The organism is Streptomyces sp. V2I9 (genome assembly GCF_030817475.1).
Taxonomy (GTDB): domain Bacteria; phylum Actinomycetota; class Actinomycetes; order Streptomycetales; family Streptomycetaceae; genus Streptomyces.
In genome coordinates this window covers 5,531,403-5,543,229 of record NZ_JAUSZJ010000002.1, presented here as the reverse complement: position 1 = coordinate 5,543,229, position 11,827 = coordinate 5,531,403, and the positions used below count along the sequence as shown (strand labels likewise).

Annotated in this window: 11 protein-coding genes and 1 pseudogene; 5 read left to right on the top strand and 7 right to left on the bottom strand. The window is 73.2% G+C overall.

What is annotated here, in order from left to right; genetic code table 11:
• Position 1: 1 nt before the first annotated feature.
• A complete protein-coding gene (locus QFZ71_RS24310; protein WP_307670284.1) occupies positions 2–655 on the bottom strand; it encodes a response regulator transcription factor in 654 nt (217 codons plus the stop codon).
• Between the two features lie 392 nt (positions 656–1,047).
• Here QFZ71_RS24310 and QFZ71_RS24305 point away from each other — a divergent pair, with 392 nt between their 5' ends.
• The gene (locus tag QFZ71_RS24305; RefSeq protein WP_307670283.1) at positions 1,048–1,221 is read left to right on the top strand and encodes a hypothetical protein; all 174 of its coding nucleotides are present in this window, start codon (positions 1,048–1,050) and stop codon (positions 1,219–1,221) included.
• A 110-nt stretch (positions 1,222–1,331) separates the two neighbouring features.
• Here QFZ71_RS24305 and QFZ71_RS24300 read toward each other — a convergent pair whose 3' ends face one another.
• Positions 1,332–2,132: an inositol monophosphatase family protein gene (locus QFZ71_RS24300; RefSeq protein ID WP_307670282.1), complete on the bottom strand. Its 801-nt coding sequence runs from the start codon at positions 2,130–2,132 to the stop codon at positions 1,332–1,334.
• 56 nt (positions 2,133–2,188) lie between these two features.
• Positions 2,189–3,316: a ferrochelatase gene (locus QFZ71_RS24295; RefSeq protein ID WP_307670281.1), complete on the bottom strand. Its 1,128-nt coding sequence runs from the start codon at positions 3,314–3,316 to the stop codon at positions 2,189–2,191.
• A 76-nt stretch (positions 3,317–3,392) separates the two neighbouring features.
• Between QFZ71_RS24295 and QFZ71_RS24290 the strand changes: the two are divergent.
• A pseudogene (locus QFZ71_RS24290) lies at positions 3,393–3,821 on the top strand (MFS transporter); the annotation flags it as partial.
• Positions 3,781–5,103: a D-arabinono-1,4-lactone oxidase gene (locus QFZ71_RS24285; protein ID WP_307670280.1), complete on the top strand. Its 1,323-nt coding sequence runs from the start codon at positions 3,781–3,783 to the stop codon at positions 5,101–5,103. The pseudogene QFZ71_RS24290 and the gene QFZ71_RS24285, both read left to right, overlap by 41 nt.
• A gap of 92 nt (positions 5,104–5,195) precedes the next feature.
• On the opposite strand, the gene QFZ71_RS24280 is transcribed toward QFZ71_RS24285, so the two are convergent.
• Complete coding sequence (locus QFZ71_RS24280) at positions 5,196–6,359, bottom strand: hypothetical protein (protein WP_307670279.1); 1,164 nt, start codon at positions 6,357–6,359, stop codon at positions 5,196–5,198.
• A gap of 495 nt (positions 6,360–6,854) precedes the next feature.
• Here QFZ71_RS24280 and sepH point away from each other — a divergent pair, with 495 nt between their 5' ends.
• Positions 6,855–7,946 (top strand): septation protein SepH, encoded by a 1,092-nt coding sequence (gene sepH, locus QFZ71_RS24275; protein ID WP_307670278.1) that lies wholly within the window; start codon positions 6,855–6,857, stop codon positions 7,944–7,946.
• A gap of 93 nt (positions 7,947–8,039) precedes the next feature.
• Here the strand turns inward: sepH and QFZ71_RS24270 are convergent, their stop codons facing one another.
• Positions 8,040–8,870 (bottom strand): sulfurtransferase, encoded by an 831-nt coding sequence (locus tag QFZ71_RS24270; protein ID WP_307670277.1) that lies wholly within the window; start codon positions 8,868–8,870, stop codon positions 8,040–8,042.
• Positions 8,871–9,106: 236 nt separating this feature from the next.
• Between QFZ71_RS24270 and QFZ71_RS24265 the strand changes: the two genes are divergently transcribed.
• On the top strand, positions 9,107–9,898 hold the full coding sequence (locus QFZ71_RS24265) for a VOC family protein (RefSeq protein WP_307670276.1): 792 nt from the start codon (positions 9,107–9,109) through the stop codon (positions 9,896–9,898).
• A 54-nt stretch (positions 9,899–9,952) separates the two neighbouring features.
• On the opposite strand, the gene QFZ71_RS24260 is transcribed toward QFZ71_RS24265, so the two are convergent.
• Together QFZ71_RS24260 and QFZ71_RS24255 are read right to left on the bottom strand one after the other, a co-directional pair.
• Complete coding sequence (locus QFZ71_RS24260; RefSeq protein ID WP_307670275.1) at positions 9,953–11,005, bottom strand: DUF4073 domain-containing protein; 1,053 nt, start codon at positions 11,003–11,005, stop codon at positions 9,953–9,955.
• Between the two features lie 134 nt (positions 11,006–11,139).
• The gene (locus tag QFZ71_RS24255) at positions 11,140–11,790 is read right to left on the bottom strand and encodes a thymidine kinase (RefSeq protein ID WP_307670274.1); all 651 of its coding nucleotides are present in this window, start codon (positions 11,788–11,790) and stop codon (positions 11,140–11,142) included.
• Between the last annotated feature and the right edge of the window lie 37 nt (positions 11,791–11,827).

The following is an 11,827-nucleotide window of genomic DNA, read 5'->3' as shown; positions in this document are numbered from 1 at the left end:
CTCAGATCCGGTATCCGGAGCCCGGCACGGTGACGATGACGGGCGGTTCGCCGAGCTTGCGGCGGAGCGTCATCACCGTGACCCGCACCACGTTGGTGAAGGGGTCGGTGTTCTCGTCCCAGGCCTTCTCCAGCAGCTGCTCCGCCGAGACGACCGCGCCCTCACTGCGCATCAGCACCTCCAGCACCGCGAACTCCTTCGGGGCCAGCTGGATCTCCACGTCGTCGCGGAAGACCTCGCGGCGGTTCGGGTCGAGCTTGATCCCGGCGCGCTCCAGGACGGGCGGCAGCGCCACCGTCGTCCGGCGGCCCAGCGCGCGCACCCGCGCGGTCAGCTCGCTGAAGGCGAAGGGCTTGGGAAGGTAGTCGTCCGCGCCCAGCTCCAGGCCCTCGACCCGGTCGCTGACGTCGCCGGACGCGGTGAGCATGAGCACGCGGGTGGGCATGCCCAGCTCGACGATCCGGCGGCAGACGTCGTCCCCGTGCACCACCGGGAGGTCCCGGTCCAGCACGACGACGTCGTAGTCGTTGACCCCGATGCGCTCCAGGGCCGCGGCTCCGTCGTAGACGACGTCGACGGCCATGGCCTCCCGGCGCAGTCCGGTGGCCACCGCATCGGCGAGCAGCTGCTCGTCCTCGACGACGAGTACGCGCACGGCGCAGTCCTTCCTTCGGTCCTTCGATGGGTTCACGGAGTGAGCGGCCCACGCGGGCCGGTCGGACGCGGGCAGCGATGCCCACGGTGTGATCCCATCCTGCCTGCAACGCGCATAAACCGGCGGTAAGGCGGCGGCGGACCGTCCTCCCTCCGGCGCCCCTCGGACCTCCCGTCGAGCAAACCGGCGGATTTCCGGGCCGGTTGAGGTTTCTCTGAGGTTCGGCATGGGGATGAGGGGTTCACACCCGCGATCACGCCTGCCACGTGGCATCCCACAGCCCGCTCCTCTTCCCTGGAGCTACGGCGCGATCAGCTGCTCCTCCGGCTCCCCGGCCGGGGGGATCACCGGGCACACCCCCGTGCCACCGACCCACGATGAGGGGGCGCATCATGGACGCTTTCACCGCAGGTCTGCTGCACCGCATCAAGACGACCGAGTCCGACCTCACGCGGGCGCGCGAGGACGGCGACGACTTCCTCGCGGACGTCGAGCAGAGCGAGCTGGACGATCTTCACCGGCTCGCCGCCGAGCACGGCGTGAACGTCGGCGTCACCACCGTCTGAGTCGCACGCACGGGGTCCCGGACGCCTTCTCGGTGTCCGGGACCCCGTTGCGTGCGCGGCGCTCCCGGCCTCCTCGCCGGGGCAGTCCGGCGGGCCCGCGGTGCGCCGAGTCAGTCGTGCCAGGCGCCCAGCTCGTCCAGTGCGGCCTGCAGCGGCTCGAAGACACCGGGGCTGGCGGCCACCGTCAGGTCTCCGTCGGCGGGCAGTCCGGGGCGTCCACCGGTCAGGGCGCCCGCCTCGCGGGCGATGAGGTCGCCCGCGGCCAGGTCCCAGGGGTGCAGCCCGCGCTCGTAGTAGCCGTCGAGACGGCCGGCCGCCACATCGCAGAGGTCGATGGCGGCCGATCCGCCGCGCCGGATGTCCCGAAGCCTCGGAATCAGCTGCTGGGCGACGTCCGCCTGATGGGCGCGGACGTGGGCGACGTAGTTGAAGCCGGTCGACACGAGGGCCTGGTCCAGCGGCGGGGCGGGCCGGCAGCGCAGCGGCTCGCCGTTCGCGAAGGCGCCGCCGCCGAGGACCGCCCGATAGGTCTCGCGGCGCATCGGGGCCTCGACGACGCCCACGACCCGCTCGCCGTCCCGTTCGGCGGCGATGGAGACCGCCCAGGTCGGCAGGCCGTAGAGGTAGTTCACGGTGCCGTCGAGCGGGTCGATGACCCAGCGGATTCCGGTGCTGCCGGGGGCGCCCGCGCCCTCCTCCCCCAGGAAGCCGTCGTCGGGGCGGAAGTCGGAGAGGTAGCCGGTGATCAGCTTCTCGGCGGCGATGTCCATCTCGGTGACCACGTCGATGGGGCTGGACTTGGTCGCGGCCACCCCCAGGTCGGCCGGACGGCCGTCGCGCAGCAGGGCTCCGGCGCGGCGGGCCGCCTCCAGGGCGAGTTCGAGCAGGTCGGACAGGTCGGGGTCGGTCACGGTGCTCCCAGGTGATCGGTGGGCCGGACGGGTGGTCGTACGGGCCGGTCGTACGGTTACGCGTACGGGCTGTCCGCGCCCGCCGCCGCAGGCTTCGGAGCCCTGGCGGGGCAGCAGCCGACCGGGCAGAGGTCGTGGGAGGGGCCCAGCGCACCCAGCGCGCAGCGCTCCACCGCCCGGCCGCGCTCGCTCGCCGCACGCTCCAGGAGCAGGTCCCGTACGGCGGCGGCGAAGCGCGGGTCGTCACCGACCGTGGCGGAACGGCGCACCGGCAGTCCGAGCTCTTCGGCCTTGGCCTTCGCCTCGGTGTCGAGGTCGTAGAGGACCTCCATGTGGTCCGAGACGAAGCCGATGGGTGCCATCACGACCGCCGGGACGCCCTCGCCGTGCAGGGTCTCCAGGTGGTCGCAGATGTCGGGCTCCAGCCACGGGATGTGCGGGGCCCCGCTGCGGGACTGGTAGACGAGCTGCCAGGGGTGCTCGACGCCGGTCTCGGCGCGCACCGCCTCGACGATCAGGCGGGCCACGTCCAGGTGCTCGGCGACGTACGCGCCACCGTCGCCGTGCGCCTCCCCGGGGCCCGAGGCGTCGGCGGCGGAGGTCGGGATGGAGTGGGTGGTGAACGCGATGTGCGCGTCGGCGCGGATGTCCTCGGGGAGGTCGGCGAGCGAGGCGAGGACGCCGTCCACCATGGGCTCCACGAAGCCGGGGTGGTTGAAGTAGTGCCGCAGCTTGTCCACCCGCGGCACCTCCAGCCCTTCGGCCTCCAGGACGGCCAGTGACTCCGCGAGGTTCTCGCGGTACTGGCGGCAGCCGCTGTAGGAGGCGTAGGCGCTGGTGGCGAGGACCGCGATCCGGCGGTGGCCGTCCTCGGTCATCTCCCGCAGGACGTCGGTCAGGTACGGCGCCCAGTTGCGGTTGCCCCAGTAGACCGGGAGGTCCAGGCCGTGGTCGGCGAAGTCCTTGCGCAGCGCGTCGAGCAGGGCACGGTTCTGCGCATTGATCGGGCTGACTCCGCCGAAGAGGAAGTAGTGCCGGCCGACCTCCTTGAGGCGTTCCTCGGGGATGCCGCGGCCGCGGGTCACGTTCGCCAGGAACGGAACCACGTCGTCCGGGCCCTCGGGACCGCCGAAGGAGAGCAGCAGCAGGGCGTCGTAGGGAGCGGGCTCGCGCAGATCGGACATGACACCGATCCTGCCACCCGCCTCGGACGGAGCGGCGACCGACATCCGGCGCCCCGCGTCCGGGCCGCCGGGTCCGAAGGGGCGCCCCGCGACCTGGTGGCTGGTGGGTGGCGCCGCGAGGGCCGTGAGTATGATCCCCCTCCAACTGGCCGGGAACCTTCCGTTGCCGGCCGTGGCGCTCTTTGTCGCGGGCCTCGCCATCGCACCGACGGTGGTCGCCATGGCCCTCGTCGAAGCGCGCGTACCGCGCACCAAGCTGACCGAGGGCATGACCCGGACCGGTACCGGGCTCGCGGTGGGAGTGGCGCCCGGCTCCCCTGCCGTCGGCCGGGTGGCCGACGCCGCCGGGGCGAAGGCGGGGTACGCGATGCCCGTCGCGGCGGGAGCGCTCGCGGCGGCGGCGGCGGCGTTTCCGGGACATCGCCGGCTGGCCGGGCCGGCTACGACGGGAGGGCGCGGGGAAGATGACCGACACCTACGCACGGACGAGGACGAGCACGTGGCACAACTGGGCGGGCACCGTCACCGCACGCCCCGCCCACACCGAGTCCCCCGCTTCCGTGGAGGAGCTCGCGGACGTGGTGCGCCGCGCGGGCGCGGACGGCCTGAAGGTGAAACCCGTCGGTTCGGGCCACTCCTTCACGGCGGCGGCCGCCACCGACGGCGTGCTGATACGCCCCGACCTGCTCACCGGCATCCGGGACATCGACCGTGAGGCGATGACCGTGACGGTGGAGGCCGGGACTCCGCTCAAGCGGCTCAACACCGCACTCGCCCGCGAGGGTCTGTCGCTCACGAACATGGGCGACATCATGGAGCAGACGATCGCCGGGGCGACCTCCACCGGCACGCACGGCACGGGCAGGGACTCGGCGTCGATATCCGCGCAGATCCGGGCGCTGGAGCTGGTGACCGCCGACGGGACGGTGCTGGTCTGCTCGGCCGAGCAGAACCCGGAGATCTTCGCCGCGGCCCGGATCGGACTCGGCGCCCTCGGGGTGATCACCGCGGTCACCCTCGCCGTGGAGCCGATCTTCCTGCTGACGGCCCGCGAGGAGCCGATGACCTTCGACCGGGTCACCTCGGAGTTCGATCAGCTCGTGGCCGAGAACGAGCACTTCGAGTTCTACTGGTTCCCGCACACCGGGAACTGCACCACCAAGCGCAACAACCGCAGCGCCGGTCCGGCCGCCCCGCCCGGCAAGGTGAGCAGCTGGATCAACGACGAGCTGCTGTCCAACGGGGTCTTCCAGGTCGCCTGTTCGCTCGGCCGCGCGGTCCCCGCGACGATCCCGTCGATCGCCAGGCTCTCCAGCCGGGCGCTGTCCGCGCGTACGTACACCGACATCCCGTACAAGGTCTTCACCAGCCCGCGCCGGGTGCGGTTCGTGGAGATGGAGTACGCCGTTCCGCGCGAGCGGGCGGTGGCGGCGCTGCGGGAGCTGAAGGCCATGGTCGAACGCTCTCCGCTGAAGATCAGCTTCCCGGTCGAGGTGCGCACCGCTCCGGCCGACGACATGACCCTGTCGACCGCGTCGGGCCGGGACAGCGCCTACATCGCCGTCCACCTGTACCGGGGCACGCCCCACCGCTCGTACTTCACCGCGGTCGAGCGGATCATGACCGCGCACGCGGGCCGGCCGCACTGGGGCAAGATCCACACACGGGACGCGGCCTACTTCTCCGAGCTCTATCCGCGGTTCGGGGAGTTCACCGCGCTGCGCGACCGGCTGGACCCGGACCGCATGTTCGGCAACGACTACCTGCGGCGTGTGCTCGGCGACTGAGTCTCGCGGCTCCCGGTACGCGCCTCGGCCCCGGCCCTCCGTCGTGAGGGGGCCGGGGCCGAGGCGCGTCGTGCCGCCGGTCGGTAGGCCGGTCACCCGGCGTCGTCGGCGGGCGGGCCCTGCTCACCCTGGCCGGGGGCGATGCCCGTGCCGGCCGGAGGCGCCTCGGTGCCGGTGTCGCCGGGGGCCGAGGGGGTGGGCTGCGACGGGGCGGGTGCGGTCCCGCCGGTGGAGCCGGAGGGCGTCGGGGTGGGGGTGGGCCCGGTGGTGGGCTTCTCCCCTCCGGTACCCGTCCCGGGGTCCGGGCTCGTACCGCTGCCGTCGCCGCCGTCCGTGGCGGGGGTCGAACCGGTCGGGTCGCCGGGGGTCGGCTCTCCGTCCGTGCCGCCGTCCCGGCGGGTGTCCTCGGAGGGCGTGGGGTCGGCGGGGCCGGGGTCCCGGTCGCCGCCGCCGCGCACCACGGAGCTGAGGGTGGTGCCCTGGCCGCCGCTGAGGTCGTTGCCCGAGATCATCTCGAACACGGTGATCCCGGCCATGGAGACCGCGAAGACGGCGGCGGCCGCGAGCGCCGGGCGCTTCCAGCCGCGCAGCCGGGTGCCGTGCGTCACACCCGCACCGAACTCCTCGTCGGCGGCGGCCGGGACCGTTCCGGTCCGTGGGATCGGTCGCGTACGGGCGTCGTCGCCCCGCAGCATCCGCGTGCGGTCGTCGTCGCCGGCCGCGTGGCCTCCGCCCGGCGGCGGCACGCGGAGCATCCTGGTCCGCGCGTCGCCGAGGTCGAGCAGCTGGGTGCGGTCGGGGTCCGCGGCGGTGAGCGGGGGAAGCGGTCGTGTGCTCTCCGCGTCCGGGACCACCTCCGGAACCGTGCCGGGGTCCACCGTCGGCAGCACGGTCGTGGCGTCCTCGGCCGGCTCCCGCTCCGGTTCCGGGTCGGACCGCCGTGCGGCGGCTCTGCGCCCGGCGGGCGTCGTCTCCTTGGTGTGCACCGTCACCTGGCGGCCCTCCGGGTGGACCACCTGGACCGTCACCTCGCGGATCTGCTCACCCGTGCGGCGGAAGAAGTGCTGGAAGACCGAGCCGCCACAGGTGGCGACGACGCTCATCACGCCCGCCCCGGCGATCGTGCCGTACACCCCCAGTTGGGAGGCGGCCACCGCCGCCGCGACGGCGGCCACAGCGCTCCCGGCGACCTGCGGGAGACTCAGGTCTATGCGCTTTTCCTTCTGTTCCGTGTCGTTTTCCGGCTTCTGAACCATTACCAGCCCCTGCTTGACATCTCTCCCACCATGCACCAGGAAGGGACAAATGAGCGAAGCGGATAGTTCCGCTTCCGGGGATTGCGTGAAGCACAACACGCGTCAGGGGCGATTCACGCAGAACGGGGTACATCAACTCCCGCACCTCGTGAGAACTTCGGCGGCGCGCCGGTCCACCCCGGTGGCCCGAATGGAGTACTGTGACGAGCCCTGGGGCGGACTCCGACGTGGGATTCCGCAGCCACCGGAGGGGGCCGACGGCGGCACCCGAACCGGCGGTTTCGAGGCATCGCACGGATGCCCGCTACACAAGGCGGCCAAATCGGTCACTTTGGGTCGCAATGGACAACCGTGTCATGGTGGCACCCTGGGACGAGCGCCCGACACGCCGGGCAACTTGGCAAGGTTGTGGCAGGCTGCACCCGGGCAGGTCACACTCGACTAGCGGAAGCAGCGACGCACGTGACGTCGGCAGGCACCACCCGGGAGGTCCCCATGCCCGAACTGCGTGTCGTGGCCGTCTCCAACGACGGCACACGACTGGTGCTCAAGGCTGCGGACAGCACGGAGTACACGCTTCCGATCGATGAGCGGCTGCGCGCCGCCGTGCGCAACGACCGCGCCCGGCTCGGCCAGATCGAGATCGAGGTGGAGAGCCACCTCCGTCCCCGCGACATCCAGGCCCGGATACGAGCCGGCGCCTCCGCGGAGGAGGTCGCCCAGTTCGCGGGCATCCCGGTCGACCGTGTACGCCGCTTCGAGGGCCCCGTGCTCGCGGAGCGCGCCTTCATGGCCGAACGGGCCCGGAAGACCCCCGTGCGCCGTCCCGGCGAGAACACCGGTCCCCAGCTCGGCGAGGCGGTGCAGGAGCGCCTCCTGCTGCGCGGCGCCGACAAGGAGACCGTCCAGTGGGATTCCTGGCGCCGCGACGACGGCACCTGGGAGGTCCTGCTCGTCTACCGGGTCGCGGGGGAACCGCACTCGGCGAGCTGGACGTACGACCCGCCCCGGCGGCTGGTCCAGGCCGTGGACGACGAGGCCCGCTCCCTGATCGGCGAGACCGACGACGCCGCGCCCGAGCCCAGCTTCCCCTTCGTCCCCCGGATCGCCCGGCTGCCGCGCGACCGGCCGCTGGACCGCAGCCTCGACCGGCAGGTCGACCGCGACCGCCCGCTGGACCGGGCCCTGGACCGGCAGATCGAGCGGCCCGCTCCGGCCGCCGAGCCCGAGGAGTACGTGAGCAGCGCCTCGGGCGGTGAGCGCGACTCGCTGACCAGCCTGCTGGAGGCGGTGCCGAGCTTCCGCGGCGACATGGTGGTGCCCGAGCGGCCGGCGCAGCCCGAGCCGCCCGCGCTCGAACCGGCGGAGGAGGCGGAGGCGGACGAACCGCCCGCCGCCGCTTCGGCCGGAGCGGGTTCCGCCTACGCGGACGTGCTGATGCCTCGGGCCGTGGCCGGCCACCGCGACCGGCTGACCGGGACGACGGACCGTCAGGCCGAGGCGGACGGGGTGCGGCCGGGCCGCCGGGCCGCGGTGCCGAGCTGGGACGAGATCGTCTTCGGCACCCGGCGCAAGAAGCAGGACTGACCAGGAATGACGGCCGGTGGGGGCGGGGCCGGTGCGCGTCCGCGCACCGGCCCCGCCCCCGCGTCGTCGCCCGCCCCGGCCGGGGCGGGCGATTTACCGGGGCTCGGGACCCGTGGCGACCGGCCGGGAGGGGTCCGAGGACCACTCGGACCAGGAGCCCGGATACAGGATGCCCGTGATGCCCGCGATCTCCAGGGCCAGCACCTGGTGGGCGCCGGAGACCCCGGAACCGCAGTACACGCCCACGCCTTCGGGGCTGCTCTCCGCGCCCAGCCCGGCGAACCGTGCGGCGAGCCGGTCGGCCGGCAGGAAGCGCCCGTCCGCGCCGGTGTTCTCCGTGGTGGGGGCGGAGACTGCTCCGGGGATGTGTCCGCCGACCCGGTCGATCGGCTCCACGTCGCCCCGGTAGCGCTCGGCCGCCCGCGCGTCGAGCAGCAGACCCGAGCGGGCGAAGGCGGCCGCGCTTTGCGCGTCCAGGGTGGGCAGGGCCCCGGGCTTCGGCCGGAAATCGCCCTCGGCAGGGTGCGGTACCTCGGTGGAGAGGTCGCCCGTCCAGGCGGCGAGCCCGCCGTCCAGCACCCGTACGTCCCGGTGTCCCGCCCAGCGCAACAGCCACCAGGCCCGCGCCGCGGCCCAGCCCTGGCCGCCGTCGTACACCACGACGGGGGTGTCCTGGCCGACCCCGGCCCGGCGCATCGCGGCTCCGAAGACCTCCGGGTCCGGGAGGGGGTGGCGGCCGCCCTCGCCCGCCGGGGAGGCGAGCTCCTTGTCGAGGTCGACGAAGACGGCTCCGGGCAGGTGGCCCGCCTCGTAGTCGGCGCGGCCGTGCGGACCGCCGAGCTGCCAGCGGACGTCCAGGACGACGGGCGGCCGCGGTCCGGCCGACTCGCTCGCGTATGCGGATGCGGTGATGATGGGCTTCATGGGCGCCATCCTCGCGCAGCGCACCGGGCGCCCGTAACCACAGCGGACAGGACGGTCGGCGGGAATCCGGCCGTCCTTCGCCGGGCACCGGGACGACGCGGCGCGGCCGGTACGCTCCCCGCCCCGGGGGGTGCGAGCATCTGCACGGGGCACGCGGGCCCCGCCCCGACCGGGGGCGGCGCGCCCGCCCCCTTCCCCCGTACGGCCACCACAACGGTCCGAGGAGAGAAAAGACGATGACCGAGGCCCCCGCCCGGCGTACGCCCGGAACACCTTGCTGGGTGAGTCTGATCGTGCACGGCCTGACCACGACCCAGGAGTTCTACGGCGCCCTGTTCGACTGGGAGTTCCTGCCGGGCCCCGATCAGCTGGGCCCCTACGTACGCGGGCTGCTGCACGGCGAGGAGGTCGCGGGCATCGGCCAGCTCCCGCCCGACCGGCACCTCCCGATCGCCTGGACCACCTACCTCGCCACGGACGACGCCGACGCCACGGCGGAGGCCGTCCGCTCCTGCGGCGGGACGGTCGCGGTCGGTCCGCTGGACGCGGGCGAGGCGGGGCGGCTCGCCATCGCGTCGGACCCGAGCGGGGCGGTCTTCGGCATCTGGCAGGGGTCGGAGCACATCGGCACGATGACGGCGGGCGTGCCCGGCACCCCCGTCTGGAACGAACTGGTGACACGGGAGACCTCGACGATCGCGAAGTTCTACCAGACGGTCTTCGGCTACGAGACGGAGGCGGTCCTCTCGGCCGACTTCGACTACCAGACCCTGCACCTGGACGGCGTCCCGGTGGCAGCGCTGCACGGGGTGGGCCATGCGCTGCCGCGTGACCGGGGGCCGCACTGGATGACGTACTTCGAGGTCGCCGACACCGATCTGGCGGCGGCCCGCGTGGTGGAGCTGGGTGGACGCGTGCTGCAGCCGCCGCGCGAGGCGTCGAGCGGCCGGCTGGCGACGGTCGCGGACCCGGAGGGCGCCGTGTTCACCATCGTCAGGTCGGCGGGGAGCGACGCTTTCGGACGGTGAAGGGCGGGCGGGACGGGGCCGCCGCCGATCCGGCCTCCCGTCCCGCCTCCCGTCTCAGGCCGCCGTGTGCAGCGGGACCGTGAGCTGCTTGAGCCAGGTGCCCGTGGAGAAGTCACGGGCCTTGATGACGACCGTGCGCGGGCCCACCTCGACCTGGAGGCCCTGGTTGAACGTGCCGCCCACCGCGACCTCGCCGCCCTTGCCGTCGTCCGTCCAGCCCGTCTGGACCGCCGAGGTGTTCACGACGGTGAAACCGTCGAGGTTCCCGGTGCCGGGGACCACCCTGCGGACCGCCCAGTCCGACAGGTTGAGGTCCCAGTGGGTGTGGCCGGAGAAGAGGAACACGTCCTTGTGGCGGCCGAGGATCGACAGGAGCCGGTCGGGCTGGAGGTAGTCGCCGAGGTAGAGCTTGTTGCGGGTGCCCGACACCGTGTTGGGCAGGGGGTGGTGGGTCAGCACCATGACGGGCCTCCGCCGCCGCGACCAGTGGGCGAGCCGGTCCTCCAGCCAGGCGAACTGCGCGTCGCTGATCCACACCTCGTCCCACAGCTTCGCGTCGTGGTAGTGCGCGTAGCGCTCGGTCCCGAGGGTCAGGACGGGGACGCCGCCGAACGACATCTCGGTGTAGACCTTGTTCCGCCCCGCGAAGTTGTAGAAGCTGCGGAAGAGCGAGTCCTCCGTGGTCCCGTTGGGCCAGGTGTCCTGGGCGAGCGTGTTCGGGTCGCTGTACTTGGGGACGTAGAACTCGTGGTTGCCGATGGCCCAGGCGACGCTCGCGGGGTGCCGGTGCCGCTGGAGGGTGCGGCGGACCTCGGCGTACTCGAAGTCGTAGCCGCGGGGCGTGATGTCACCCGCGATGCCCAGTCCGGCGCTGCCGGGGTTGATCCGGTGCAGGTCGTCGAGCGCCTTGCCGAAGTCGGCCAGGTCGCCCTGGATGTCGCTGATGATGTTGAACCGCACCGTCCGCCCGCCATCGTGGCGGCCGCGCTCGTCGGGCGCCGGAGCGGCGGCGGCCGGTGGCGCCGCGAGCGCGGCGCCCGCGGTGAGGGCCCCGCCCGCGAGGAGGGAGGCGCGGCCCGTCGTGGCCATGAACGATCTGCGATCCATCGGTGGTTACTTCCTTCGTGGTGCGCCCCCGGACGGGGGTCGGACGAGGGAAGCCTGGCCGACTCCGGTGACTTCTCGGCGTAGGCGAGATGGCCCCGGACTGAATGCCGGGGGCGGGCCGGCGGCCCCGCGGCTCAGTCCGAGGGCACCGGCAGGACGTCCGGCGAGAGGGCGCCGGCACGGGCGGAGCCGCTCGTCATGCGGCGGCGGTGGTGGCGGCGGCACAGTACCTCGTAACCGACCTCGCCCGCCGGCCGGTTGACGTCGCCGACCACGACCTGCGCACCCTCGACGACCATCTCGCCGTCCACCGTACGGGCGTTGTGCGTGGCGCGCGCCCCGCACCAGCAGAGCGCCTCGACCTGGAGGGCCTCTATCCGGTCGGCCAGCTCCATCAGTCGCTGGGAGCCGGGGAACAGCTTGGTGCGGAAGTCCGTGGTGATGCCGAAGGCGAAGACGTCGAGGCCCAGCTCGTCGACGACGCGGGCCAGTTGGTCGATCTGCGTCGGGGCGAGGAACTGCGCCTCGTCCACGATCACGTAGTCGACCCGGCCGCCCCGGCTCACCCGGTCCACGATGTGCGCGTAGACGTCCATGCCCTCATCGGCCTCGACGGCGTCCGTCACCAGGCCGAGCCGGGAGGAGAGCTTGCCCTCCCCCGCGCGGTCGTCCCGCGTGAAGATCACGCCCTGGAGGCCGCGCGCCGAGCGGTTGTGACCGATCTGCAGGGCCAGCGTGCTCTTTCCGCAGTCCATGGTTCCGGAGAAGAACACCAGCTCGGGCATGAGGGGTCGAGCACCTTTCGGAGGGGGTCGGTCGGGG

Excerpts from the sequence above, each read along its gene's own strand:
- QFZ71_RS24305 (WP_307670283.1), top strand. The coding sequence starts at position 1,048 with ATGGACGCTTTCACCGCAGGTCTGCTGCACCGCATCAAGACGACCGAG.
- QFZ71_RS24295 (WP_307670281.1), bottom strand. The coding sequence starts at position 3,316 with ATGTCCGATCTGCGCGAGCCCGCTCCCTACGACGCCCTGCTGCTGCTC.
- QFZ71_RS24285 (WP_307670280.1), top strand. The coding sequence starts at position 3,781 with ATGACCGACACCTACGCACGGACGAGGACGAGCACGTGGCACAACTGG.
- QFZ71_RS24280 (WP_307670279.1), bottom strand. The coding sequence starts at position 6,359 with ATGGTTCAGAAGCCGGAAAACGACACGGAACAGAAGGAAAAGCGCATA.
- sepH (WP_307670278.1), top strand. The coding sequence starts at position 6,855 with ATGCCCGAACTGCGTGTCGTGGCCGTCTCCAACGACGGCACACGACTG.
- QFZ71_RS24270 (WP_307670277.1), bottom strand. The coding sequence starts at position 8,870 with ATGAAGCCCATCATCACCGCATCCGCATACGCGAGCGAGTCGGCCGGA.
- QFZ71_RS24265 (WP_307670276.1), top strand. The coding sequence starts at position 9,107 with ATGACCGAGGCCCCCGCCCGGCGTACGCCCGGAACACCTTGCTGGGTG.
- QFZ71_RS24260 (WP_307670275.1), bottom strand. The coding sequence starts at position 11,005 with ATGGATCGCAGATCGTTCATGGCCACGACGGGCCGCGCCTCCCTCCTC.
- QFZ71_RS24255 (WP_307670274.1), bottom strand. The coding sequence starts at position 11,790 with ATGCCCGAGCTGGTGTTCTTCTCCGGAACCATGGACTGCGGAAAGAGC.